The following is a 24834-nucleotide window of genomic DNA, read 5'->3' on the forward strand; positions in this document are numbered from 1 at the left end:
GGTCGTCAGAGCCTCCACGGCCCCGCCGCCGCCCGCACCATCGTCACGGGTCTATTGACAACTTTCTTTCCTGAGTTACGATCCGCACGGTACGTAAGCGCTTTCGGAAGCGGTTGCGAGCAGGGGGTTCCCCGATGACAGCCCTTCGTCATGTGACAGTCGCCTTAGCCCTCGTGATGACGTCGATCTTCGCGCCGCCGGCGGCCGCGCGGGCGGAGCCTGCGCCCATCGACGACCCCATCCCCGAGAAGCCTGCCCCGTCGGGCCTCACGCTGACGCTGGAGGAGTTCGCCTCCTTCCCGAAGACCGAGACGATCCCGGAGCCGACCGACCAGCGGCTGGTCCGCTGGGCGCGGATCAACTACCTGGGCGAGCTGCCCGACGGCTCGCGCCGCCTCTACGTCAACGACCTCAACGGCAAGCTCTACCTGCTCGGCAAAGCGGGCGGCCAGCCGCGGGAGTACCTCGACGTCGGCGCCACCTTCGCGCCCGACTTCATCTCGGGCCGCGGCCTCGGCAGCGGGTTCGGCTTCACCGCCTTCCACCCCGACTTCGGCAGGAACGGCAAGTTCTACACCGTCCACACCGAGTGGGGCGACGCGCTCACCACCAAGACCCCTGACCTGACGCCGCAGCCCGGCACCAGGTTCCACGGCGTGATCACCGAGTGGACCGCCGCGAACCCGAAGGCGAGCACGTTCACCGGCACCCGCAGGGAGATTCTCCGGCTCGGCTTCTCCGGCCAGATCCACGGCATCCAGCAGATCGACTTCAATCCGACCGCCCGGCGCGGCGACAACGACTACGGCCTGCTCTACGTCTCCGCGGGCGACGGCGGCCGCGGCGTCGCCGGCGACGACCCGCAGAACCTGGCCATCCCGCACGGCAAGATCCTGCGGATCGACCCGCTCGGCACGAACAGCGCCAACGGCAAGTACGGCATCCCCGCCGGCAACCCGTTCACCGGCCGCCCCGGCGCGCTCGGCGAGATCTACGCCTACGGCATGCGCGACCCGCACCGCTTCAGCTGGGACCCGCAGGCCGGCAACCGGATGTTCCTCGGCCACATCGGCGAGCACGCCATCGAGGCGATCTACGACGTCGGCCCAGGGGACAACCTGGGCTGGAGCGAGCGCGAGGGCCCGTTCCTGTTCAACAAGGCCGACCGCTGCCACCTCTACACGCTGCCGGACGACGACGCCCAATTCGGCTACACGTACCCGGTGGCCGCCTACGACCACGACCCGCCGCCCGGCCACTCCTGCACGTCCGACAGCGGCCACGCCGTCGTCGGCGGGTTCGTCTACCGGGGGAACCAGCTGCCGCTGCTGCACGGCAAGTACCTGTTCGGCGACATCGTGGACGGCCAGGTGTTCTTCACGGTCGCCGCCCAGATGCGGGAGGAGACCGGCCGCCGGGCCACCATCTACAAGCCCAGGCTGGTGGACGCCACCGGCAAGCAGGTGACCATGCAGGCCCTGGCCGGGAGCACCCGGGTGGACCTGCGCTTCGGCCGGGACGGCGCCGGCGAGCTGTATGCGCTGTCGAAGGCGAACGGCAAGATCTGGAAGATCACGAAGGCTCAGTGGACGCCGCCTGACGTGCTGCCGAGCCTGCGCGACGACCTGGTGGCGGCGTACGACTTCGAGCACCCGCTGCCCGGCGACCCGGCCCAGGAGCAGGACCAGGGCCTGTCCGGCACGAACATCACGCTGGTCAACGGCGGCGCCGGCATGCGCGTGGCCGACCGCGCCTACCGGGGCAGCACGTACGCGCTCCAGACCCGGCAGGTCGATCCGGCCACGGCGGGCAACGACGACTGGAAGGCCGGGGTCTACGGCGAGGGCGGTGTGCCCACGCTGCGGGCGTTCAACGCCGTCCAGGGTGTGACGATCATGGGCTGGTTCAAGATGCAGGGTGCGGGCCCCGCCCCGAACTCCAACACCGCGGACCCGGCCGACTTCTTCAACGCGATCGGCCTGGCCGGGGTGCTCAGCGGCACTTCGCAGGGCCACGACGTCCGGGCGCTCCTTGAACTGATCACCGTGAACGGCGAGCTGCGCGTGGTGGCGCTGGCCCGCCGCGTGGACGGGAGCAGCTCCCAGACGTTCGCCGCCGACCGTCCGTGGCAGGAGATCCTGCCGCGGGACCAGTGGGTGTTCCTCGCCGCGACGTTCGACTTCGACACCGCGACGATGAAGCTGTACCGGAACGGCCGGCCGCTCGACGGCTTCTCCACCGTCGCCGGCGACCCATGGGGAGTCGAAGGCGATCCGGAGCCCGACGTCACCTCGGAGACGGACCCGAGAGGCATCAAGATCGGCGGTAGCTTTCCGCAGAACACCAGGGAGCAGAACCCGTGCGACTGCCGCATGGACGGGCTGATGTTCCTGGACAAGGTGGCGGCCCCCGGCGAGATCAGGGCCCAGTACGAGCTGGTGCGGACGCGGTAGCTAGCCGACGACCTGCATGTGCTCGCCCCCGTGGGCGGGCTGGTGCAGCTCGCCCCCGAGCCGCTCACCGAGCAGGTCGAGCACCTTGCGGTCGGCCAGGACCGTCCACAGGTTGCCCGCGAGGTGCGGGTTCTCCACGGGAGCGGCTTCCATCCAGGCGTCCTGGCCGGCCTGGGTCCTGAACGTGTTGACGAAGAACTCGCCGTCCGGGGTCTTGCAGTGTCCGGTGCGGGTGTCGGGTCCGTTCACCTGCATGCGTGGCTCGCAGCCGACCTTGGCGGCCAGACCCTCCACGGTGGGGGGCGCGGCGTTGGCCTGCCCCGCCGCCGCTACGGGGGCGCCGGCGCCGTACCCACTGGCGGGGGCACAGGCGGCGGCCAGCCCGGCCAGCAGGGCGAATGCGACCAGACGCGGAAATGTCGTCATGTGCAAAGGTACGCAGCGCCCGCCGGCCGGGTTCAGCCTAGGAGCTCGGCTTCGGCGTCTGCGAGACCCGGTGGTCCGTCAGGTGCAGGTCGCCGTTGAGCCGCAACTGGATCGCCTCGAGCACGTCCAGCGGGCCCAGGACGGTCCAGCGGGGGCCGACCAGATGGGGGTTGTACTCCGGAGCCCGGTCCATCCACTCGTCCTTGAGCTTCTCGGAAGCAAAGGTGTTGACGAAGAACTCGCCCTCCTGCGTCTTGCAGTACCCCGTGCGGATTTCGGTGGCGTCGACCTGCATTTTTGGCTTGCAGTCAACCTTGGTGGCGAGTTGCTCGACCGTGAGCGGCGCCGAGTTCTGGGGGTTTTTGCCTGCTGCGACGTAGTCGCTGGTGTTCCCGATGGACTGGGAGCAGCCAGCGACCAGCCCGGCCAGCAGCGCGAAAGCGGCCAGACGTGGAAATGTCGTCATGTGCGGAGGTACGCAGGACCCGGGGCGCCGGTTCAGCACAGGACGACCTCGGTTTAACGCAGCACGACGCATCCGCGCGCGGCCAGCCTCCGCAGCACCCCGGGATCGCCGTCGAGCTTGTTCCACCGTAGGTCCAGCTTCTCCAGCGCGGGAAGCTCGGCCAGTCCCTCCGGCAGCTCGCGCAGCCGGTTGTTGCGCAGGTCGAGGTGGGTGAGCCTGGACGGCATCACGTCCGGGAGCTCACGCAGCCGGTTGTCGCGGAGGTCGAGCACCCGCAGCTCGCCGAGCCGGGCGATCGCGGCGGGCAGCCGGGCCAGCCGGTTACCGTGCAGGTGCAGCTCGCGCAGCCGGGCCAGGCCGCCGATCGTCTCGGGCAGCGCCTCCAGCCGGTTGTTGTAGAGCCGCAGCTCCACCAACGCGGCCATGGAGCCGATCGCGTCCGGCAGGCGGGCGAGGCGGTTGTCGGTCAGGTTGAGGTAGGCGAGCCGGTCCAGCCTCCCCACCGACGCGGGCACCTCGGTGAACAGATTGTCGCTCAGGTAGAGGTAGTCGGTGAGCTCCAGGTCACCGAGCTCGGGCGGGATCGCGGTGAGCCGGTTGTGGCCAAGGTCGAGCATGTGCAGCCGGGTCAGCCCGCCGATGGCCGCGGGGATCTCGGTGAGCGCGTTCTCGGCCAGGTTGAGCGATTCGAGCCCGGCCAGCTTCCACAGCGAGCCGGGCACCTCGGTCAGCCCGTTGCCGCCGGCCGCCAGGTGCCGCAGCGTGGCGGGGAGCGGGTCGGGGAGGGCGGCGACGTGGTTGCCGTACAGGGAGAGCGTCTCCAGGTGCGACGGGCAGCCCGGGAGGGACGTCAGCTCGTTGCCGTCGAGGTGCAGCGCGCGCAGCGCGGTGAGCCCGGAGAGGTCGGGCAGCCGGCGCAGGCCGTTGCCGTCGAGCCGCAGCTCCTCCAGCTGGGCCAGCCCCGCCACCCATGCGGGCGCCTCGGCGATCTCGTTCCAGGCCAGGTCGATCAGCCGGACGTCGTCCGGGACGGCGGGGAAGGCGGTCAGGCCGGCATCGGGCGCGCGCATGCCGCCGATCATCCCATGCGAGGCGCTTCTTCGAGTGCCCTCCGAGGACGACGTACGCGCCGTCGCCGGGCGCTGAGGGCGTCTGGCGAGCGCGGCCTACGTCGGCGGTGCAGATCCTTCCATTGGCCCGCTCGCACATCGCCGTGACGAGTTGGCCCGTCCACAGCCGTCCATGATCGTCGAAACCCCTTGTCAGCATTCGCGTTAGCAAGATCGAATCGATCTCACCACATACACTCCAATGTATGAGTGCGCCGCATGAGGAGTACGAAGACCTTCATCGCCTGGTCGATCGGCTTACGCTCACCCAGGCACGGGCCTTGCGCGCCGTCGCACTCGAGCTGGTTCACGACCAGCCGGCACCGATCGCCGAGCAAGCGGAGAGACGACGGACGCTCTCCTTCGCCGGCATCGTCGCCGACGAAGCTGACAGCGCTCAGCGGTCAGAGGACATCCTCCGAGATCACTTCCGGCAGAGCAGCTGATGCTGATCTGCGATACCGGCCCTCTGTATGCCGTACTCAACCGCAAGGACCGGGACCACGAGCGCCTGCGAAGTCGCCACCCTTGATCACAGGCACTTCCACGCCGTCAAGCCGAAGCACGTAACCGCCCTCACCTTGCTCCCCTAAGGTAAACCCCCACCTCAACGCCGGTGCTGGCCAAGCAGTTCCGAAGGAACCTGAGCCGACCGGAGCGAGGACCGGATACCTTGCCGCCTCGCCTCCGATGAGGGTGCCGGGGATATCCGAGGTGTGGCTTGACATGATCACATCGCGAGTGATAAATGCGTCCAGCGATCGTCAACGAGAACGGGAGGGACTCCGTGAGACTGGAGACCCGCCCGCACCTACGATGTTCGCCCTGGTCAACGGCCTGAAGCGCTGCTCAAGATCGTGTGCCCCCTTTAGGATTCGAACCTACGCACCCGGCTCCGGAGAGGATTGCAGAAATACCCAGCCTTGCGCGGTTGACCTGCAAAAACATCCTGGCAGCCCGCAGTCGGAACCTCTCTGGTCCACGATGGGTCCACGGACAGAGCTGTACCCCTCTCCAGAGGAGAGACATAGCGATGACCCTGACGACAGACGTCGTCAGGAGGCCAAGTGCAGCCATCTGAGCAACGTGGAGTATCGCGGGAAGACCAGAGCTTGCCAAAATGGGGACGGTGAACGCTCCCACGGCCGGTCCCGGCTCACAGGCATCCTCACCTGAGGCATATCCGACCGGTGACCGAACCGCCATAAGACTTCATGTCTACCGCGTCACCAAGTACGACCCGGCCGACCGCAACGAGCACGGTCACTACGTCGGTCCCGAGGACGTGGACAGCGATCACGGCCCTGTGGAAGCGGCCTACCTGGCGTCTGTGGCCGCTTTCGCCGAAGAAACCGGCATCACCCACCTCACCATCCGGGAACCCGGGGTGACCGGCTTCGTCAACTTTGGTGTAGACCCCCCGATCGACGGTCACGGCCTGGCCGGGCTGTTCCCGCCCGACCTGACCGGCTACCACGACGGCGCGCAGGTGCCGATGGCTGTCGCCCTGGAATTGGTCCGGGCGATGCTGCGCGACAACGGTGCCTGGTGCCGCTTGGAGGTCGAGGACCGCTTCTTCGTCCACATCGGTTACGACCAGTACGCCTATGTCGGCAGCGCGCTACCGTGCCCGCACGCGGTGGCGCTCACCCACCAGCGCGGGCTCTTCGCCGAACCGATCAACCAGTCACCGTACGACCCGCAACTCGATGAAGACGATTCTGCGCGACGACGCCCCGCCGACGACGCATTCTGGGCCGAGCTGGATGTTCTCATCAGCAAGCAAGGTGCGGTGGTGCTTGAAGAGGGCTATCTCTCCAACGCCTCACGCTGGCACCGGGTCACCCTCGATGAGGTTGCCCCGACACGAACCCGGCTCACCCCGCGGGCCAGGCTGCTGATTTGGCCCGACCTATCGACGGACCTGGACACAGCCCTTGCCGGCCTTCCCGACGAGGGCTCCGTTGAGATCGTCTGGCAGCACCCTCGGGGGCACATCACCAGCCTGACAGTCGACGAAACTGAGTATCCGGCACTGCCCGCCATGCTGGCTGAAGCCCGCGCGGTGCTGATTCTTTCCGGCTACGCGGACGAACGTACCCCGCTGATGGCCGCCGTGATGCCCGACCCCGATGGCGTTCTCCGCGCACGATGGATGCCCTAACGCTCACCGCCCATAGAGGTGTAGTCAGCTTAGGTAGATCGGATGTCTGGGGCTGGCTCCGGAGGCCGGGTCACTCCTCGCGGGCGGCGCGCAGGTCGAAGAGCTCCGACGGGGAGATCGGCATGCGGTCGATCGCGATGCCCTCGGCGTCCTCGATGGCCGAGGCGATGACGGCCGAGACGGGGATGACGCCCGCCTCGCCCGCGCCCTTGATGCCGAGCGGATTGAGCGGTGAGGGGGTCTCCAGGTGGCCGGTCTCGATGTGCGGGATCTCGGTGGCGTACGGCATGAGGAAGTCCATGAAAGAGGCGTTGACGAGCTGGCCGTGCGAGTCGTACACCATGCGCTCGTAGAGTGCCCCGCCGATGCCCTGCGCCACTCCCCCGTGGATCTGCCCCTCCACGATCATCGGGTTGATCAGCCGCCCGCAGTCGTGCACGACCGCGTAGCGCACGATCTTGATCTCGGCGGTGTCCGGGTCGGTCTCGACGATGGCCGCGTGCATGCCCGACGCGAACGTGGACCTGATCGGCGAGTAGTAGTCGCGTCCCTCCAGCCCCGGCTCCTCGCCCTCGGCGATCGGCGGCCGGTCGGGGGACGCGGTGCCGGAGAACTGGGTGGCCTTGGCGGCCTCGTCGTCGAAGGCGTACCGCAGCGGGTTGGCCAGCACGGCGACCGTGGACAGCGGGATGGACGCGGTCGGGGCGCCGGCGACGTGCACCATGCCGTCGGTGATCTCCATGTCGGCAGGGTCGGCCTCGAGCGCGTCGGCGGCGATGCGCAGCGCCTTGTCGCGGACCTTCCGGCAGGCCAGGGCGATGGCGTTGCCGCTGACGACGGCCGCGCGGGAGGCGAACGTGCCGACCGCGTACCCGAACCTGCGCGTGTCGCCGGTGACCACGCTGATCCGCTCGATGGGCACGCCCAGCTCGGAGGCGGCGATCTGGGCGAACACCGTCTCGTGCCCCTGGCCCTGCGACGTGAGCCCCGTGGACACGTGCACGCGACCGTCGGAGGTCACCTGCACGTGCCCGCCCTCGTACGGGCCGACCCCGGTGCCCTCGACGTAGCACCCGATCCCGATGCCCCGGCCGGGCCGCGGCTCGTGCTCGTTCCAGCCGATCAGCTCCTTCACCATGCGGAGCATCTCGGGGTAGTTCCCGCTGTCGTAGATCAGCGGCCGCCCGTCCTGGAACGTCATCCCCTGGTCGTACGGGAACTCGGAGGGCTGGATGAAGTTGACCGCGCGCACCTCGGTCCGGTCCTTGCCCAGGTAGCGGGCGATCTTGTCCATGGTGCGCTCCATGCAGAACACGCCCTGCGGGCGGCCGGCGCCCCGGTAGGGGGTGACCTGCACGGTGTTGGTGTAGACGGCGCTGAACTCGACCCGATAGGCCCCGATCTTGTACGGCCCGAGCAATTGGGTGGAGGTGACGATCGGCACGATGATCCCGTACGGCGTGTAGGCGCCGTGGTCGTGCAGGATCGTCACGTCCAGCGCGAGGATCCGCCCCTCGTCGTCGAACCCGGCGCGGACGTGGTGCACCTGCCCGCGCTCGTGCGCGGCCGAGATGAAGTGTTCCCTGCGGTCCTCGGTCCACTTGATCTCGCGGCCGAGCGTCATGGCCGCCCACGGCACGAGGATCTCCTCCGGCCACGGGTGCACGATCTTCACGCCGAACCCGCCGCCGACGTCGGGCGCGATCACCTCGACCTGCGGCAGGGGCAGCCCGAGCGTGGCGGCGACGGCCATGCGGACGCTGGTGGAGGTCTGGGTGCTGGAGTAGACGCGCAGGTCGCGGCCGTCCCAGCGGGCGTACACGCCGCGGCCCTCCAGCGGCATGCTGGCGCTGCGCTCGATGTCGAGCCGGAAGGCCAGGGTGTGCGGCGCGGTCTCGATGGCCTCCCGCGCGCCACGCCCGTCCGCGCCCGAGACCTCCTGGACGAGGTTCGCGCCGACGTTTCCCGGCACGTCCTCGTGGACGAGCTGGGCGCCCTGGACGGCCTCCTCCAGGCCCACGACCGGCTTGAGGATCTCGTAGTCGACCTCGATGAGCGCGCAGGCGTCCTCGGCGGCGTACCGGTCGGCGGCCACGACCATCACCACCGGCTCGCCGACGTGCCTGACGACGTCCCTGGCGAGCGGGTACGCGGTGCGCCCGTGGGTGAGCGCCGGATGCGGGATGAGCAGCGGCAGCGCCCGGCCCACCCGCTCGGGCAGGTCCTCCCAGGTGTAGATGGCGACGAGCCCGGCCACGTCCAGCGCCGCGTCGACGTCGATGTCGCGGATGCGGGCGTGCGCGTGCGGCGAGCGCACGAACGCGGCGGCGAGGGCGTCGCGTCCCAGGTCGTCGAGGTAGCGGCCGTTCCCGGTGAGCAGCCTGGGGTCCTCCCGCCGCGGTACGGGCTCCCCGAACAGCTTCGTCGTCATGCCTCCTCCGCCAGCAGCTCGGCGGCCCGGTGGACGGCCTTGACGATGTTCTGGTAGCCGGTGCACCGGCACAGGTTGCCCGAGATGCCCTCCAGCACCTCCTCCTCCGTCGGCGCCGGGTTCTCCTTCAGCAGGGCGGTCACCGTACAGAGGAAGCCTGGGGTGCAGAAGCCGCACTGGAGCCCGTGGCACTCGGCGAATGCCCGCTGTACGGGCGAGAGCCCGTCCGCCCCCGCCAGCCCCTCCACGGTGGTGATCTCGCGGCCGTCCACGGTGACGGCGAACGTCAGGCACGAGCGCACCGGCTGCCCGTCGAGCAGCACCGTGCAGCACCCGCAGACGCCGTGCTCGCAGCCCACGTGCGTGCCGGTCAGGCCGACGTCGTGGCGCAGGCAGTCGGACAGCAGCCGGCGGGCCGGTACGCTCACTCGCCTGGCAGTGCCGTTCACGACGAGCGTGATCTCATGCTCCACGGATTGCCGCCCCTTCCCTCGCCGCGTTCCGCAGCGCCCGCTCGGCGAGCACCCTCACCAGGTGGCGGCGGTAGGCGGCCGAGGCGTGGATGTCGCCTTCCGGCTCGGTCTCGTCCATTACGGCCCGCGCCGCCCCCGCCCAGTCGGCCTCGTGGGCGGGGCGATACCCGCACGCCCCGGCCACGTCCACGACCACCGGCACGGGCCCCACCCCGATGCAGGCGACCCTGGCGGCGCTGACGCAGGCGTCCTCGTCCAGCGTGACCACGGCGCAGACCCCGGCCAGCGCGTAGTCCCCGTGCCTGCGGGCGACCTCCTCGAAGGCGCCCCCGGTCCGTGGTCCCAATGCCGGGAAATATGCCGACACGGCCAGCTCGCCCGGCTGCACCGCCGACTCCATGGGCCCGACGAAGAAGTCCTCGGCCGGGACCTCCCTCGTCACCTGGGAGTCCCCCTCCCACCGGGCAACCCGTACAGAACCTCCCAAGACGGCCAGCACCGCGGGCAACTCGGCGGCCGGGTCGGCGTGCACGAGGCTGCCCACCACGGTGCCCCGGTTCCGGATCACCGGGTGCGCGACCAGCTTGAGCGCCCGGGTGAGCAGCGGATGCGCCCCGGCCCGCTCCACCTCGCCGTGCCGGGCCAGTGCGCCGACGGTCACCCCCGCCTCGGTGGAGCCGATGCCGCCCAGCGACGCCACCCGGTTGATGTCGACGAGATGCTCGGGCGCCGCCAGGCGCATGTTCAGCATCGGGATCAGGCTCTGCCCTCCGGCCAGCACCTTGCCCCGGACCTCGGCGAGGGTCCGCAGCGCGGCCCCGACGTCGCGGGGGGCGTGGTAGTCGAACGGCGGCGGCTTCACCCGGCTTCGCTCCTGGCCGGCTCGGGAGCCCGCCCGGCGATGGCCCGCAGCAGGTGGTATCCGCCCAGCACCACGATGGTGCCGAGCGCGATGCCCTCCAGCGTGAACTCGCCGCCGATGAAGTGACTCACGGGTCCGATGGCCAGAATGATGCCCGCGCCGGTCGGAACCATGTTGACGGGGTCGGCGAAGTCCACCCGGTTCTCGATCCAGATCTTCGCGCCGAGCAGCCCGATCATGCCGTACAGGATGACGGTGACGCCGCCGAGCACGCCGCCCGGCGTGGCGGCGACCAGCGCGCCGAACTTGGGACACAGCCCGAACAGGATCGCGATGATCCCGGCGATGTAGTAGGCGGCGGTGGAGTAGACCTTGGTCGCCGCCATGACCCCGATGTTCTCGGCATAGGTGGTGGTGGGCGAGCCGCCGACGGCGCTGGTCACCACGGTCCCGACGCCGTCGGCGACCACCGCCCGCCCGACGTACGGGTCGACGTCGGTCTTCGTCATCTCGCCCACGGCCTTGACGTGCCCGATGTTCTCCGCGATCAACGCGATGACCGCGGGCAGCACCAGCAGCACGGCCGAGAACCGGAAGTCGGGCGCGTGGAAGCTCGGCAGCCCGAACCAGGGCGCCGAGGCCACCGCATCGAAGTTCACCCGGTCGTGCGGGAACGCCGTGGCCACGCAGTACGTGCCCTCGGCCGGGCAGGGGTTCCCTGCCGCGTCCCGCAGGTTGGCGCCGGGCAGCACGGAGCTGATCGGCCCGGCCGTCCGGTCGAGCAGCCACGACAGCACGAACCCGGAGACGAGCCCGACCAGCACCCCGATCCGCCCGATGAACCCCTTGAAGAGCACGATCACCAGGAACGTGATCAGCATCGTGACGAGCGCGATCCAGTGGTCCTGCGGCCAGTAGACGTCCGCCACCACGAACGCCAGCCCGAAGCCGATCAGCATCACGACCGCGCCGGTGACCACAGGCGGGAAGACGCGGTGGATGATCTGCACGCCGAGGAAGTGGATGGCGAGGCCGGCCAGCGCCAGCACGAACCCGGCGACCAGGATCGCGCCGGTCACGATCGCGTCCGCGCCCGCGGTGTCGCCCCCGAAGGCCGCCCTGATGGCGAACACGCCGCCCACGAAGGACGCGCTGGTGCCCAGGTAGCTGGGCACCTTCCCCTTGACGATCAGCAGGAACATGATCGTCGCGACGCCGGACATCATCACGGCGACGTTCGGATCCAGCCCCATGACCAGGGGGAAGACGAACGTCGCGCCGAACATCGCGATCACGTGCTGCGCGCCGAACCCCACCATCCTGGGCCAGCTCAGGCGCTCGTCGGGCCTGACCACCTCTCCGGGCGCCAGGTGCTTGCCGTCACCGTGCTTGGTCCATCCCAAAACCATTGAGAGCCCCTCTTGTGCTGGGCCTTTTGCTGGGCCGGCGACACGTTCCGTTGCGGGCACATTAGGCCCGCCCGGACGCTCCTACACGGGCATGATCTGCCAAATCTGCGCCGATCACCAGTGAAACCTCGCGCACACTAGATCGGCCGCCATGTGAGGGTCAGGCCACGTGGATGACGAATCCCTCGCCGCTGACCACCTGCCCCGATCGGATCTTGGCGGTCTTGCGCAGCTCCACCTCGCCGTCCACCAGCACCATGCCCTCGGCGATCAGGTGTTTCGCCATGCCGCCCGTCTCGGTGATCCCGCAGTATTTCAGCAGGTCGCACAGCGGGATGTAGTCGGAGCTCAGCTCGAAATCCAGGTCCACGAGGCCCCAGCCTAGATGCCCCGCATCCGCAGCACGTGCAGGGCCAGGGTCAGGTTGAGCCGCAGGTGCGGGTCGTCGGTGAAGTTGCCGAGCAGCCGCTCCAGCTTCCCGATCCGATAGCGCAGCGTGTTGTAGTGGAAGTGCAGCCGCCGGGCCGTCTCCGCCACGTTGAGGTTGGTCTCCAGGAGCACTTGCAGGGTCCGCCTGAGGTCGGCGTTCTCCCCGTCGTCCTCGGACGCGAGCGGCCCCAGCGTCTCGCGTACGAAGGCGTGCAGCTCGTCCGTGTCGTTCACCAGCGACAGCAGCCGGTAGACGCCGAGCTGGTCGAAGTGGGCGACCGCGCCGGGCCCGTGCAGCTGGCGGCCCACCCGGGCGGCCTTCAGCGCCTGCGAGTACGCCTCCGGCAGCGTCTCCGCCCCCGGGCTCGGCCGGGACGTGCCGGTCGAGAACGTCGCGGGCGGCACGTCGGCGAACGCCGAGGCCGCGTCCCTGGCCACGCGGGTGGCGTCGATGGAGGCGTCGACCACGGCCACCACCTCGTGCGAGAACCCGGCCACCGCCCCGCGCGGGTCGTGCCGCCTGATCGCCGCCGTCCAGCACGACACGAGCCGGTCCTGGGCGGTGCGCTCGTCGCCGTCCGGGTCGAGCTCGGCCACCAGCACGGTCACCGGCCGCGCAAGGTCCCATCCGAACGCCCTGGCCCGGGTCGTGACCCGCTCCGCGGTGCCCGCCCGCCCGGTGAGCACGTCGCGCAGGAAGTCGGCGCGGTATTTGCTCTCGACCGCGTTGACCGCCTCCTGCCGGGTGACGACGAGCGCGGCGACGGTGGCGGCCCGTTCGAGGATGCCGACGTCGCTCTCCCTGATCGCCCCCGAGGCGCTGTAGGCGACGATCCGGCCGTGGTGGTGCCCGCCGGCCAGCACGGGCACCGACGCGAACTCCCGCCCCCGCCCCGACGTGCGGGCAGGCGAGGTCGGCGGCCCCTCGCGGGAGATCGACTCGCGCAGCACGGCGACGTGGGCGGCGGGCCCGGCGGTGGCGAGCAGGTGCCCCGCGCCGTCCACGGCCGCGACGGACACGTCGAGCAGCTGCGCCACCTCGGCGGTGACCTCGTTGAGCCCGCCGCCGGCCAGCACCACCTGCACCAGCGCCCGGTGCGCCTCCTCGGCGCGGGCGAGCACGGCGGCCTGCCGGTTGAGGATGTCCGTCAGCACCTGGTTGAGGATGTCGTCGAAGCCGACGTCGTTCGGCAGCAGGATGAGCGGGAAGCCGAGCCGGTCGGCCTGCTCGGCCATCTCCCCGGGCAGCTCGTCGACGTACCGCCCGAGCTTGATCGCGAGCGCGGCGAGCCCGCGCTCGTCCAGGTCGGCCACGAGCCGGCCGAGCGACTGCGGCGTGTTGCGCAGCGGGTAGCCGGTGGTGAGCAGCAGCTCGTGCGGCTTGACCCAGGCCAGTATGTCGGGCACTTCCATGACGTTGAGCCGCTGGACGATGCGGCCGAGCCCGCTCTCCCCGGCGATGAGCCGGGCCTCCGCGAGGGTCGACACGCCGAGCACCTCTCCTACGGACACACCGTGAATGATCGTTCCGGTGCTGGCGAGACGGACTGGGGGCTCCATGAGGAAATTGTGACCCCAGAAGCGGTCTGTCAGGAAGAGCCAACCTTCCCGCTGACTGTTGGCAAATTTCTCCGTACGGAGGGTTCCCTGGCCGTTCTACGGTCAGGTCCATGGTCGGTTGGGAGGTTCGGTGACGGTCAGTACTCACGCGCGGCGTACCCGCATCCATGTTTCGGGCGCGGCCAGCGCGGCGGTACGCCCTCTCCTGGAGTCGCCGCGACGCCCCGCCCGCGTGCTCGCCGCCTTCCCGGCGGGGGTGTACCTGGAGGTCAGGACCGATCTGGAGCCTTCGGTGATCGCGGTCATCACCGGCGAGGCCACCAGGCTGCCGAACTCGGTGCTGCTGGCCGGCCCTCTGCCGCACGTCACGGTGGGTGACGAGGCGTCGGTGGGCGACCGCGGGATCGACCTGGGGCCGCTGAGCCTGCGCGTCCGCCGCTGGTGGGATCCCGCCCCACCGCTGGGCCGGGCCGACCGGACGGAGCTCGCCGACGCGGCCGTGCTCCTGGCGCGTCCCGCGGAGCCGGGTCCCGGCCTGGCCGGCAACGGCGCGGTCGAGTCGCTCGCCGGCAGCTGCGCGAAAGGCTGGCTGCTGGGGGTCGTGACGGCGGCCGAGCAACTCGTGGGCCTCGGGCCGGGGCTCACACCGAGCGGGGACGACGTGCTGGCGGGGCTGCTGGTCACGTTGCGGCACCTGGGCGCGGCGACGGAGGCGGACCGGGCGGTGTGGCTGGCCGATTGGCTGGGGGCGACCGTCACGTTCGACGCGCGCACGCGTACGACTCCGCTCTCGGCCACGCTGCTGCACTGCGCGGCCAGGGGCGAGGCCAGCCCCGAGGTGCTCGCGGTGCTGCGCGGCGTCACCGGCAGGCAGGCGCTCGAACCGGCGCTGCGCCGCCTGCACCGCCTCGGCCACACCTCGGGCGCCGACCTCGCCCAGGGCATCGCCATCGGCGTGGACGCCGTACTGGCCCTGGGCGGGCAGCGGTGAGCGCCGAGACCGTGCTGGTCCGCAAGGGGGCGTACTACGACTCGGTCCAGCTCATGCGGGTCAGCCGGGCGCTGGCCGACGCGCCGGGCGTCGAGGCGGCCATGGTCGCCATGGCGACCGAGCTCAACGTCGCGGTCATCAGGGACCTCGGCTTCACCGTTCCCGAGGCCGGCCCCGGGGACCTGCTGATCGCCGTACGCGCCCGCGACACGGATGCGGCCGTCGCGGAGGCCGACCGGCAGCTCACCACGCTCCAGCGGCCGGGCACCGCGACCGAGCAGCCCCCGCTGACCACCCGCTCGGCCGCCGCGCGGGCGCCGGCCGACCTGGTTCTGGTCTCGGTGCCGGGCGAGCACGCCTTCTGCGAGGCGTACGACGCCGTCATGGCCGGGCTGCCCGTCATGATCTTCAGCGACGGCGTGCCCGTCGCGCAGGAGCGGTGGCTGAAGGAGCTGGCGGAGCGGCGAGACGTCCTGGTGATGGGCCCGGACTGCGGCACCGCCTCGCTCGGCGGCGTGGGCCTGGGCTTCGCGAACGTCCTCGCCCCCGGCCCCGTCGGCGTGGTGGCCGCGTCGGGCACGGGCGCCCAGCAGGTGACGTCGCTGCTCGACTGGGCGGGCGCGGGCGTCAGCCACATCCTGGGAGTGGGCGGCAGGGACATGTCGGCCGAGGTCGGCGGCCTGTCGACGCTGCGCGCGCTGCGCCTGCTCGACGAGGACCCGGCCACCGAGCTGATCGTGCTCGTCTCCAAGCCGCCCGCGCCCGAGGTGGCGCGGGCCGTGGAGGAGGCCGTGGCCGGGCTGCGCACGCCGGTGGTGCCGGCGCTGCTCGCCGCGCCGGACTCGGGCGCATCGAGTGCCGCGCCGGACTCGCGCGCATCAAGTCCCGCGCCGGACTCGCGCGCATCAAAAGCCGTGCCGGACTCGGGCGCATCACATGCCGCCGACCTCACGGAGGCCACCGAGCAGGCGCTGCGGGCGCTCGGGAGGCCTGTCCCCGAGTGGCCGTCCTGGCCGGGGACGTCACGAGGAGACGCCAAAAAGACGATCAACGGCATTTACGCCGGTGGGACGCTCAGCCTGGAGGCCGCGGCGGTCGCCGGTCAGGGCGAGTTCGTCGACTACGGCGACGACGCGTACACCAGAGGACGGGCGCACCCCATGATCGACCCGACGCTGCGTGTGGAGGCGCTGGCCCGGGCACGGGAGACGGACGTGGTGCTCATGGACGTCGTGCTGGGCCACGGTGCCGACCCCGATCCCGCCGCCTCGCTCGCGCCCGCCGTCGCCCGCACCCCCGCCACCGTCGTGGTCGCCCTCGTCGGCACCCTGGGCGACCCGCAGGACCTGCACCGCCAGGCCGCCGCGCTCCGCGAGGCGGGCGCGGCCGTGTTCCTGTCCAACGCCCAGGCGGCCCGGCACGCCAGGAGTCTCCTATGATCCCGCTCTCCGCCCCGTCCCGCGTCATCACGGCCGGCGCGGGCCTGCTCGACGAGGCGCTGGCCGCACAGGCGGTGCCGACGACCCCCGTGGACTGGCGCCCGCCCCTGCCGGGCACCGCCGAGGCGCTGGTCAAGGTGCTGGCCGACCCGCGCAGGCAGGCCGCCAACGAGCTGGCCGCCGGCCGGCTGACCGCCGCACGGCCGTACCTGGTCGGGGTGCGGCGTGCGTCGGAGGTGCTGGCCGAGGGCACGTTCCTGCACGCGGGCCCGCCGATCTCGTGGGAGCGCGCGTCGGGGCCGATGCGCGGTGCGCTGATCGGCGCGATGCTGCTGGAGGGCCTGGCCGGCGACGAGCGCGACGCGGAGGCCCGGTTGGTGGCAGGGCTGGCGGCGGGCGAGATCGCGCTGCGGCCGTGCCACGAGCACGCCACCGTGGGCCCGATGGCGGGCGTGGTGAGCCCGTCCATGTGGCTGTTCGAGGTACGCGACGAGGAGCATGGCGGCACCGCCTACTGCTCGCTGAACGAGGGCCTGGGCAAGGTCCTCAGGTACGGCGCGTACGGGCCCGAGGTGCTGGAGCGGCTGCGCTGGATGGACGAGGTGCTCGGCCCCGCGCTGGCCGCGACGCTGGAGCTGGCGGGCCCGATCGACCTGCGCGCGCTGATGGCGCAAGCGTTGCAGATGGGCGACGAGCTGCACAACCGCAACCGGGCCGCCACCTCGCTGCTGCTGCGCGAGCTGGCCCCGTACGTGGTCGAGGCCGCCCCCGGCAGCGCCGCGCAGGTGCTGCGCTTCATCAACGGCAACGACCACTTCTTCCTGAACGCCGGCATGGCCGCGGCCAAGGTCAGCACGGACGCGGCCCGCGACATCCCCGGCTCGTCCATGGTCGTCGCCATGGCCAGGAACGGCACAGACTTCGGCGTGCAGGTGTCCGGGCTGGGCGGACGGTGGTTCACCGGCCCCGCCGGGGTGCCGGACGGGCTCTACCTGGGCTCGTACGGCCCCGAGGACGCCAACCCCGACATCGGCGACTCCACGATCACCGAGACGTCGGGTCTTGGCGGGTTCGCGATGGCGGCGTCGCCGGCCATCGTGCGGTTCGTGGGCGGCGAGGTGGCCGACGCCGTGCGGGCCACCCGCTCCATGTACGAGATCACGCTCGCCGAGCACCCCGCCTACCAGATCCCGGGGCTCGGCTTCCGCGGCACGCCGGCCGGCATCGACGTCACGCTCGTGGCCAGGACCGGCCTGCTGCCCGTGGTCAACACCGGCATCGCGGGCCGCGTCCCAGGAACAGGACAAGTCGGTGCGGGCCTGGTCAGACCGCCTGCCGAGGCGTTCGTCAGCGCTTTGCTGGCACTGGCCGACGCAGTAACTGATCCATTTGAATAGCTACATTTCCGCACGTCAGCAGTGCTGTAAAGGGACATCAACTTCCCATGCGGATTCCCCGCCGATATCGTAACGAACCTCATAATCTGCAAGTAGCGCGCGACGCACGTGACGGATGAGGCGAAATGGGGGCGGGAACATGTCAGCCGACCGCTTGCACAGCGGGCCCGGCTCAGAGGGCGGTGCCGCGAGGGGGGCGCCGCAGAACCAGGGTCGCCTGATCGGCAGGCGTTACCGCCTCATGTCGCCGGTCGGCAGGGGCGGCATGGGCATGGTGTGGCACGCACACGACGTCCTGCTCGACCGGGACGTGGCGGTCAAGGAGCTGATCCTCCCGTACGGGCTCGACCACGCGGGCAAGCAGGTGGCCCACCGGCGCATGCTGCGCGAGGCCAGGTCGGCCGCGCGGCTGACGCACCCCGGCATCGTGACCGTGCACGACGTCGTCGAGGAGGACGGCCGGCCGTGGATCGTGATGGAGCTGGTCCGCGCGTGGTCCCTTGAGCAGGCCGTACGCCAGAGCGGGCCGCTTCCGGTGATCCAGGCCGCCGAGATCGGCATCCGGGTGCTCGACGCCCTCATGCACGCGCACGCCGGCGGAATCCTGCATCGCGACATCAAGCCCGGCAACGTGCTGCTGACCTCGGACCGGGTGGTGCTGACCGACTTCGGCATCGCCGCCATCGAGGGCGACGTGAACATCACGCAGACCGGGCTGCTCATGGGGTCGCCGGCGTACATCCCGCCGGAGCGGCTGTCCGGGCAGTCGATCACGCAGGCGGCCGACCTGTGGTCGTTCGGCGCGACGCTGTACGCCGCCGTCGAGGGGCGGCCCCCGTACGAGGGGCCGGACCCGGTCGCGGTGCTCGGCTCCGTGCTCACCCAGGAGCCGATCAGGCCGCAGCGGGCCGGCTCGCTGGCACCGGTGATCGAGGGTCTGCTGCGCAAGAACCCTGCCGAGCGGCTGACCGCGACGCAGGTCATCGAGATGCTGGAGACGGTGCTGCGCGCGCACGGCTCACCCCGGCCGCGCAAGCCCGAGACGCTGCCCAGCCCGGCCGACCCGACGCCCGCCGGGATGCTGCCGCCGCTGGAAACGCCGTCAGGGCCGCTGCCCTCGCGCATCGTGGAGACGCCCTCGGGGCCGGTACGCGTGCCGTACGACCCGCTGACCAGCCCGTCGGGCGGCCACTCGATGCCGTACGAGGGGCTGTCGACCCCGTCGGGCAGCCACAGGACCGACCAGCTGCCGGGCGGCTTCGCCCCGTTCACCAGCCCTTCTGGGCCGTACCGGACGGACGGCGGCCCGCCGTCGCTCGGCAGCCCTTCTGGAGCGCAGGTCTCGCCGCCGTTCTCCGCCCCTCCGGGACCGTCCCGGATGGCGGGCGACTCCTACGACGACCTGGACAACCCCTCGGGCCCGCGCCCCCCGCCGATCCTGCCGCTGACCTCGGACAGCCGCACGTCCTCGACCTCCGGTGCGACCCCTTGGCCGCTGGCCTCGGCCGACGACCTGCGCGAGCACGCGCGCGACCTGTCGCACGGCATCGGCCACAGCCGCCTGGCCACGCTGCCGAGCGCGGCGTCGCGCACGGGCCAGCGCACGGGCAAGAGCAGGCGCAGGCCGGAGGAGGACGACGGTCTCTGGATCCGCGGCGGGCGGCCCACGCCGCTCTCGATCGTCAGCGGGCTCCTGGCGGTGGCCGTCGTCATCGGCGCCGCACTGATCATGCTGCCGACCGGCGGGACGCCCCAACTGGCACTCAACACGCCGGCCGCCACCGCCACGACGCGGCAGGCCGCCCCCTCGGCCGCACCCGAGGGCTACAAGCAGCACACTCCCGCCGGCTTCTCGGCCGCGGTGCCGGACGACTGGAAACTGGCCACGTCGGGCGGCGAGGCCACGTTCAGCGGGCCGAAGGACTCCGGCTTCCGGATCCTGGTCGAACAGGCGACCCCGCAGGCCGACGGCGGGCTGTCCGAGCTCGGCAGGCAGGAGGCCGACGGCGGTCTGGAGAGCTACATCCAGGTGCAGCTCCAGACGGTCAAGTTCCGCGGCTGGAAGTCCGCCGACTGGGAGTACACCTACACCACCCCCAACGGCGTCCCCATGCACGCGCTGACCAGGTACGTCACGATCGACGACACCAGCGCGTTCAAGATCACGTTCGACCTGCCCGAGCTCAAGTGGGACGACCAGGCCGAGACGCGCAAGGTGTTCCTGGACACGTTCCGGCAGACCACCTGACCCCGCGGGGGGCAAGCCCCCCACGCACCCCCCAAAACGAACAACCCCACAAGGGAAGAGGCGTTTCCCCGGAAGGGGAGCAAGCTCCCCTTCCGTATTGAACCGATCGTTCCAAAACGTGCTAGGGTGCTGCGCATGGCGCGACCGAGGAAGTTCGAGGAGGGCCGGGCGGTCGAGGCGGCCATGCGCGCGTTCTGGGAGGCGGGCTACGAGGCCACCTCGACACAGGCCCTGTGCGCGGCCACCGGGCTCGGGCGCAGCAGCATCTACAACACGTTCGCCAGCAAGCACGACCTGTTCGAGAAGGCGCTGCGCCACTACATGAAGGAGCGCAACGCCGTGCTCGCCGAGCTGATGGACGGCGATCTGCCGATCAAGGAGAAGGTGCGGACCGTGCTGTGGTGGGCGGTCGAGCCCGACCCCACGGAGCCGATCGGCTGCCTGGTGGTCAACTCGATGATCGAGCTGGCCCCGCGCGATCCGGAGATCGCGCAGCTGCTGCGGCGCGACAACGAGCGGCGGCTGCAGCTGGTGCGCTCGGCGATCGAGACCGGCCGCTCCCGAGGCGAGATCGACGCGGCCAAGGATCCGCTCGCGCTCGCCCACTTCGTCTTCGCCGCGGTCAGCGGGCTGCGCGTGGCGGCCCGCGGCGGCGCCGACCGGGCCGCGCTCGAAGCCATCGCGCGAACCGCGCTGGACGCCTTCTGACCTTTTCGCGCCCTCGTTTTGAACTGATCAATCTAAAACTGTGGAAGGAGTCCGCCGTGCCATTGGCGGTATACATACTGGGCCTTTCGATCTTCGCTCAGGGCACCTCGGAGCTCATGCTGGCCGGGCTGCTCCCCGAGATGGCCGCCGACCTGGGCGTGTCCGTGCCGGATGCGGGGCTGCTGATCTCGGCGTTCGCGATGGGGATGCTGGTGGGGGCGCCGGTGCTGGCCGTCGTCACGCTGCGCTGGCCCCGCCGTACGGCGCTGCTGACGTTCCTGGTGGTCTTCGCCCTGTCGCACGTGGTGGGCGCGCTGACGTCGAGCTACGGCACGTTGTTCGCCACCAGGGTCGTCGGCGCCTTCGTGTACGCCGGCTTCTGGGCCGTGGCCGCGAGCACCACGCTCGGCCTGGTGCCCGCGAACGCCCGCGGCAAGGCGATGGGCGTCCTCGCGGGCGGCCTGACGGTCGCCACCATCATCGGCCTGTCCGCCGGCACCGTCATCGGCCAGCACCTCGGCTGGCGGGCGGCGTTCTGGGCAGTTGCGGCCCTGTCGGTGCTCGCCGGCGCCGGCATCCTCGCCACCATCCCGGGCGGCAGGCCGGGAGCCGCCGCGACCGGCGACACGCGGCCGGCACCGGCTTCCGGCGACGAACCGCGGACCGGCGCCGCGGCCCCGACCGGCGCTACGGCCGGGACAGGTGCTACGGCCGGGATAGGTGCCGGAGCGGGCCCGCGCGTCGCCACCGAACTCCGCTCGATGACCAGCCCCAAGCTCTGGCTCGCCTACAGCACCACCGCCCTGACGACCGGAGCCCTCCTCGCCTCCTTCAGCTACCTGAGCGTGCTGCTCGTCGACACCACCGGCCTGGACTCCGCCTGGGTACCCGCCGTCCTGGCCCTCTACGGCGTGGGCTGCCTGATCGGCATCACCATCGGCGGCAGGACCGCCGACGCCCGCCCGTTCCTCTCCCTCTACACCGGGATCGCCGGCCTCGTCGTCACCTCGGCGGCGCTGGCCCTGGCCGCGTCCGTCCCGCTCCTCGCCGTCCCGCTGATCTTCCTGCTCGGCGCGTTCGGCTTCGCCACCAACCCCGCGCTGAACACCCGGGTCTTCGCCCTGGCCAAGAACGCCCCCACGCTCGCCGCCGCCGTGAACGTCTCCTCGTTCAACGTCGGCATCACGGTCGGCCCCTGGCTGGGCGGCCTGTCCATCGGCGCGGGCCTCGGCTACCCGTCGGTCGCCTGGATCGGAGCCGCGATCGGCGCGGCCTCCCTCGCCACGGTGCTGGTGTCCGGACGCCTGCACCGCGCGGAGGCCGCCGCCCTACCTGAACCCTCCGAAAACGGTGAGATACGGTCGACCCTATGAAGCTGGCGAGCATCCATTTCTACCCCGTCAAGTCCACCGCCGGACATGAGATCCACGAGGCCGAGGTGCAGCCCTGGGGCCTGGCGGGCGACCGCCGCTACCTGATCACCGACGAGCGCGGCGGGATCCTGACCGCTCGCGAGGAGCCGAGGCTGCTGGCCTGCCTGGCCAGGGTCGACGGCGACACGCTCATGCTGACCGGCCCCCACGCCGAACCGCTGCGGGTCACACCGGACAGCTCGATCTCCACGGTCAGCGTGTGGGGGACGCCGGTGGAGCTCACCGATTGCGGGGACGACGCGGCGGGCTGGCTGTCGGAGCTGGCGGGGCAGCCGGTCAGGCTCAAGTGGCTCGACGACCCGACCCGCCGCCCGGTCAATCCCGCGTACGGCCGGCCGGAGGACCGCGTGAGCCTGGCCGACGGCTATCCGCTGCTGCTCACGTCGACCGCCTCGCTCGCGCGGCTCAACGAGTGGATCGCCGAGGGCGCGGTGGAGCGCGGCGAGGAGGTGCCCGAGCCGCTGCCCATGCACAGGTTCCGGCCGAACGTGGTGGTCGACGGGATCGGTACGCCGTTCGCCGAGGACGAGTGGAAGCGGGTGCGCATCGGCGAGGTCTACTTCCGCGTGAGCAAAGGTTGCGCCCGGTGCGTGCTGACCACGATCGACACCGCCACGTACACCAAGGGCAAGGAGCCCATCAGGACGCTGGCCCGGCATCGCAGGTGGGACGGCAAGGTCTGGTTCGGCATCAATTTGATCCCGGACGGGCCCGGCCGGATTGCCCAGGGAGATTCCATCACCATTCTCTGAAACATCGCGAAAAATCGGCCTTGCCGATGCAAAGCGGCAGCCGTCCCCTTTGGGGTGATGTTGGAGGCTATGCGAGACTTCACAGGTGACCAGCACCCCCACAAAGCCCGCTGTCTCCCCTCCTGACCGGATCCAGATCATCCAGCGCCGCACCTTGGGCGTGTTGTCGGCGGCGCAGATCGTGGGCGGCGTGGGGGTCGCCGTCGGGCTGGCGCTCAGCTCGGTCGTGGTCGACGATCTGTCGGGGTCCACGGTGATCAGCGGCTTCGCCGGAACGGCCACCGTGCTCGGCGCGGCGCTGCTGGCACTGCCCACGGCCAAGGCCTCCGGCAGGGGCGGGCGCCGCGCGGGGCTGTCGCTGGCGTACGTGGCGGCGCTGACGGGCTGCGCGATCTCAGTGCTCGCGATCAGTCTGCGCACGTGGCCGCTGCTGCTCGCCGGGCTGGTGCTCGTGGGCGGCGGCAGCGCGGGCGGCCTGGCGGCGCGGTACGCGGCGACGGACCTGTCGCCGAAGGGCCGCGCGGCCAGGCATCTGTCGCTGGTCGTCTGGGCCTCCACGATCGGCTCCGTCGCCGGCCCGAACCTGGCCAAGCCCGCCGACCAGATCGGCATGCGGCTCGGGCTGGTGGAGAAGGCGGGGCCGTTCGCGTTCGCGGCGCTGGCGTTCGCGCTGGCACTGGTGATCATCGTCGGCTTCCTGCGCCCCGACCCGCTGACGCTGGCCCGCGAACTGGACGGCGCCAAGGACTCCGGTACGGCGGGCAACCGCACGATCAGGACCGCCTGGCAGACCCTCCGCACCACCCCGATGGCCCGCCGGGCGCTGGTCATGATCGCGGTCAGCCACACGGCGATGGTGTCCGTCATGTCGATGACCCCGGTCAAGCTCCACCACGACGGCTCGAGCCTGGACGTCATCGGCCTGGTCATCAGCCTGCACATCGCGGGCATGTACATGTTCTCCCCGCTCGTCGGCTGGCTCGCCGACAAGGTGGGCAAGATCCCGGTGCTGATGCTCGGCATGACCCTGCTCCTCACCGCCGCCGCCCTGGCCGGCACGGCGGGACACCGCGTCTGGCAGGTGACGGCGGCCCTGTTCCTGCTCGGTCTCGGCTGGTCATGCGGCCTGGTCGCCGGCTCCGCCCTGGTCACGGAGTCCGTCCCCATCGACCGCCGCCCCTCCGTCCAGGGACTGTCCGACCTGCTGATGAACGTCTGCGGCGCCACGGGCACGATCATCGCGGGCGGGATCGTGGGCCTCCTGTCGTTCGGCGCCCTCGGCCTGGGCGTCGGCATCATGGTGGCCTTGGCCGGCCTCTGGCTGGCCACCACCTGGCACCGCACCCGCCCTTGACACCACCCCCGCACCACTCGCGCTGCCGGGCGGTCACTTGGCGTCGGCGTAGCAATCGACCGCCACCGCCTCCATCGGGAACCGCACAGGCGTCTGCCCGAACAGCAGCCTGGTGGCCTCGCCCGCCGCCGACGACACGGCCGCCATCACCGTCTCGGCCTGCTCGATCGGGCAGTGCACCATCACCTCGTCATGCTGGAAGAACACCAGCCGGGCAGGCTCCGGCAGCAGCCCGCGCAGCACCGCCAGCAGCGCCAGTGCCCACTCCGCCGCCGTACCCTGCACCACGAAGTTCCGCGTGAACCGCCCCCGGTCCCGGGCCGCCCGCCCGCCCTCGGGCCCCGACACCAGCTCCTTCCATCGGGACGACGGCGGCGGGCTGGTGCGGCCGAGCCAGGATCGTACGAGCCGCCCCTCCTCCCCCTCCTTGGCCGCGTCCTCCACGAACTGGTACGCCTGGGGAAACCGCTGCCGCATCACCGCCAGCAGCTTGGGCGCGTCGCCGCTGGTGCCGCCGTACATGGCGGACAGCATCGCGATCTTGGCGTTGTCGCGCTGGCCGCCGAAGGACTTCGCCAGCGCCGAGTACAGGTCGATCTCCCCCGCGGCCCTGGCCAGCCCGTGGTCCCCCGCCATCGCGGCCAGCACCCTCGGCTCGAGCTGGGCCGCGTCGGCGACGATCAGCACCCACCCGTCGTCGGCCACCACCACCCGCCGCATCACCTTGGGG

21 protein-coding genes are annotated in these 24834 nt (G+C 71.1%); 11 read left to right on the plus strand and 10 right to left on the minus strand.

Features of this window, described 5'->3' with window-relative positions; genetic code table 11:
• Positions 1 to 176 precede the first annotated feature (176 nt).
• Positions 177 to 2453 carry a PQQ-dependent sugar dehydrogenase gene (locus tag EJK15_RS75430; protein ID WP_240777747.1) on the plus strand — a complete coding sequence of 759 codons (2277 nt, stop codon included), beginning with the start codon at positions 177 to 179 and terminating at the stop codon, positions 2451 to 2453.
• Here EJK15_RS75430 and EJK15_RS51360 read toward each other — a convergent pair whose 3' ends face one another.
• The 3 genes from EJK15_RS51360 to EJK15_RS51370 are packed head-to-tail and all read right to left on the minus strand — an operon-like array spanning position 2454 to position 4415.
• Entirely contained in the window at positions 2454 to 2879 is a 426-nt protein-coding gene (locus EJK15_RS51360) for a hypothetical protein (RefSeq protein WP_138717771.1), read from the minus strand. It lies immediately after the preceding gene.
• A gap of 37 nt (positions 2880 to 2916) precedes the next feature.
• Positions 2917 to 3345 carry a hypothetical protein gene (locus EJK15_RS51365; RefSeq protein ID WP_138717772.1) on the minus strand — a complete coding sequence of 143 codons (429 nt, stop codon included), beginning with the start codon at positions 3343 to 3345 and terminating at the stop codon, positions 2917 to 2919.
• A gap of 53 nt (positions 3346 to 3398) precedes the next feature.
• Positions 3399 to 4415, minus strand: a complete 1017-nt coding sequence (locus EJK15_RS51370; RefSeq protein ID WP_138717773.1) for a leucine-rich repeat domain-containing protein — start codon at positions 4413 to 4415, stop codon at positions 3399 to 3401.
• A 245-nt stretch (positions 4416 to 4660) separates the two neighbouring features.
• Between EJK15_RS51370 and EJK15_RS51375 the strand changes: the two genes are divergently transcribed.
• Together EJK15_RS51375 and EJK15_RS51380 are read left to right on the plus strand one after the other, a co-directional pair.
• Positions 4661 to 4900: a hypothetical protein gene (locus EJK15_RS51375; protein WP_138717774.1), complete on the plus strand. Its 240-nt coding sequence runs from the start codon at positions 4661 to 4663 to the stop codon at positions 4898 to 4900.
• Positions 4901 to 5583: 683 nt separating this feature from the next.
• A complete protein-coding gene (locus tag EJK15_RS51380; RefSeq protein WP_240777743.1) occupies positions 5584 to 6618 on the plus strand; it encodes an RNA-binding protein in 1035 nt (344 codons plus the stop codon).
• 70 nt (positions 6619 to 6688) lie between these two features.
• Here the strand turns inward: EJK15_RS51380 and cutA are convergent, their stop codons facing one another.
• The 6 genes from cutA to EJK15_RS51410 form a co-directional block, all read right to left on the minus strand.
• Positions 6689 to 9049 carry an aerobic carbon-monoxide dehydrogenase large subunit gene (cutA, locus tag EJK15_RS51385; RefSeq protein ID WP_138717775.1) on the minus strand — a complete coding sequence of 787 codons (2361 nt, stop codon included), beginning with the start codon at positions 9047 to 9049 and terminating at the stop codon, positions 6689 to 6691.
• Positions 9046 to 9522 carry a (2Fe-2S)-binding protein gene (locus EJK15_RS51390; RefSeq protein WP_138717776.1) on the minus strand — a complete coding sequence of 159 codons (477 nt, stop codon included), beginning with the start codon at positions 9520 to 9522 and terminating at the stop codon, positions 9046 to 9048. Before EJK15_RS51390 ends, cutA begins: the two co-directional genes overlap by 4 nt.
• The gene (locus EJK15_RS51395; RefSeq protein ID WP_138717777.1) at positions 9512 to 10384 is read right to left on the minus strand and encodes an FAD binding domain-containing protein; all 873 of its coding nucleotides are present in this window, start codon (positions 10382 to 10384) and stop codon (positions 9512 to 9514) included. Before EJK15_RS51395 ends, EJK15_RS51390 begins: the two co-directional genes overlap by 11 nt.
• Positions 10381 to 11793: a uracil-xanthine permease family protein gene (locus EJK15_RS51400; RefSeq protein ID WP_138717778.1), complete on the minus strand. Its 1413-nt coding sequence runs from the start codon at positions 11791 to 11793 to the stop codon at positions 10381 to 10383. The genes EJK15_RS51395 and EJK15_RS51400 overlap by 4 nt, the downstream gene beginning before the upstream one ends.
• A gap of 160 nt (positions 11794 to 11953) precedes the next feature.
• A complete protein-coding gene (locus tag EJK15_RS51405) occupies positions 11954 to 12163 on the minus strand; it encodes an RNA-binding S4 domain-containing protein (RefSeq protein ID WP_138717779.1) in 210 nt (69 codons plus the stop codon).
• A gap of 11 nt (positions 12164 to 12174) precedes the next feature.
• On the minus strand, positions 12175 to 13782 hold the full coding sequence (locus tag EJK15_RS51410; protein WP_138717780.1) for a PucR family transcriptional regulator: 1608 nt from the start codon (positions 13780 to 13782) through the stop codon (positions 12175 to 12177).
• A gap of 130 nt (positions 13783 to 13912) precedes the next feature.
• Between EJK15_RS51410 and EJK15_RS51415 the strand changes: the two genes are divergently transcribed.
• The 8 genes from EJK15_RS51415 (at position 13913) to EJK15_RS51450 (ending at position 24104) form a co-directional block, all read left to right on the plus strand.
• Entirely contained in the window at positions 13913 to 14773 is an 861-nt protein-coding gene (locus tag EJK15_RS51415) for an oxamate carbamoyltransferase subunit AllH family protein (RefSeq protein ID WP_240777744.1), read from the plus strand.
• Positions 14770 to 16212 (plus strand): FdrA family protein, encoded by a 1443-nt coding sequence (locus EJK15_RS51420; RefSeq protein WP_138717782.1) that lies wholly within the window; start codon positions 14770 to 14772, stop codon positions 16210 to 16212. The genes EJK15_RS51415 and EJK15_RS51420 overlap by 4 nt, the downstream gene beginning before the upstream one ends.
• Positions 16209 to 17609, plus strand: a complete 1401-nt coding sequence (locus EJK15_RS51425) for a YlbE family protein (protein ID WP_138717783.1) — start codon at positions 16209 to 16211, stop codon at positions 17607 to 17609. The genes EJK15_RS51420 and EJK15_RS51425 overlap by 4 nt, the downstream gene beginning before the upstream one ends.
• Positions 17610 to 17748: 139 nt before the next feature.
• A complete protein-coding gene (locus EJK15_RS51430; protein WP_171075018.1) occupies positions 17749 to 19857 on the plus strand; it encodes a serine/threonine-protein kinase in 2109 nt (702 codons plus the stop codon).
• A 135-nt stretch (positions 19858 to 19992) separates the two neighbouring features.
• Positions 19993 to 20565 carry a TetR/AcrR family transcriptional regulator gene (locus EJK15_RS51435; protein WP_138717785.1) on the plus strand — a complete coding sequence of 191 codons (573 nt, stop codon included), beginning with the start codon at positions 19993 to 19995 and terminating at the stop codon, positions 20563 to 20565.
• 56 nt (positions 20566 to 20621) lie between these two features.
• Entirely contained in the window at positions 20622 to 21938 is a 1317-nt protein-coding gene (locus EJK15_RS51440; RefSeq protein WP_138717786.1) for an MFS transporter, read from the plus strand.
• Complete coding sequence (locus EJK15_RS51445) at positions 21935 to 22750, plus strand: MOSC domain-containing protein (protein ID WP_138717787.1); 816 nt, start codon at positions 21935 to 21937, stop codon at positions 22748 to 22750. The genes EJK15_RS51440 and EJK15_RS51445 overlap by 4 nt, the downstream gene beginning before the upstream one ends.
• Positions 22751 to 22835: 85 nt before the next feature.
• Positions 22836 to 24104 (plus strand): MFS transporter, encoded by a 1269-nt coding sequence (locus tag EJK15_RS51450; protein WP_240777745.1) that lies wholly within the window; start codon positions 22836 to 22838, stop codon positions 24102 to 24104.
• A 33-nt stretch (positions 24105 to 24137) separates the two neighbouring features.
• Here EJK15_RS51450 and EJK15_RS51455 read toward each other — a convergent pair.
• Positions 24138 to 24834: DNA polymerase (locus EJK15_RS51455; protein WP_240777746.1), on the minus strand; the 697-nt coding region annotated here is incomplete at its 5' end.

Origin of the sequence: Nonomuraea basaltis, from assembly GCF_005893125.1 — a bacterium.
Classification (GTDB): Bacteria; Actinomycetota; Actinomycetes; order Streptosporangiales; family Streptosporangiaceae; genus Nonomuraea; species Nonomuraea basaltis.

Bases quoted from the DNA above. Each gene is read 5' to 3' on its own strand.
- EJK15_RS75430 (WP_240777747.1), top strand. From the start codon at position 177: ATGACGTCGATCTTCGCGCCGCCGGCGGCCGCGCGGGCGGAGCCTGCG.
- EJK15_RS51360 (WP_138717771.1), bottom strand. From the start codon at position 2,879: ATGACGACATTTCCGCGTCTGGTCGCATTCGCCCTGCTGGCCGGGCTG.
- EJK15_RS51365 (WP_138717772.1), bottom strand. From the start codon at position 3,345: ATGACGACATTTCCACGTCTGGCCGCTTTCGCGCTGCTGGCCGGGCTG.
- EJK15_RS51370 (WP_138717773.1), bottom strand. From the start codon at position 4,415: ATGCGCGCGCCCGATGCCGGCCTGACCGCCTTCCCCGCCGTCCCGGAC.
- EJK15_RS51375 (WP_138717774.1), top strand. From the start codon at position 4,661: ATGAGTGCGCCGCATGAGGAGTACGAAGACCTTCATCGCCTGGTCGAT.
- cutA (WP_138717775.1), bottom strand. From the start codon at position 9,049: ATGACGACGAAGCTGTTCGGGGAGCCCGTACCGCGGCGGGAGGACCCC.
- EJK15_RS51400 (WP_138717778.1), bottom strand. From the start codon at position 11,793: ATGGTTTTGGGATGGACCAAGCACGGTGACGGCAAGCACCTGGCGCCC.
- EJK15_RS51410 (WP_138717780.1), bottom strand. From the start codon at position 13,782: ATGGAGCCCCCAGTCCGTCTCGCCAGCACCGGAACGATCATTCACGGT.
- EJK15_RS51425 (WP_138717783.1), top strand. From the start codon at position 16,209: ATGATCCCGCTCTCCGCCCCGTCCCGCGTCATCACGGCCGGCGCGGGC.
- EJK15_RS51430 (WP_171075018.1), top strand. From the start codon at position 17,749: ATGTCAGCCGACCGCTTGCACAGCGGGCCCGGCTCAGAGGGCGGTGCC.
- EJK15_RS51435 (WP_138717785.1), top strand. From the start codon at position 19,993: ATGGCGCGACCGAGGAAGTTCGAGGAGGGCCGGGCGGTCGAGGCGGCC.
- EJK15_RS51445 (WP_138717787.1), top strand. From the start codon at position 21,935: ATGAAGCTGGCGAGCATCCATTTCTACCCCGTCAAGTCCACCGCCGGA.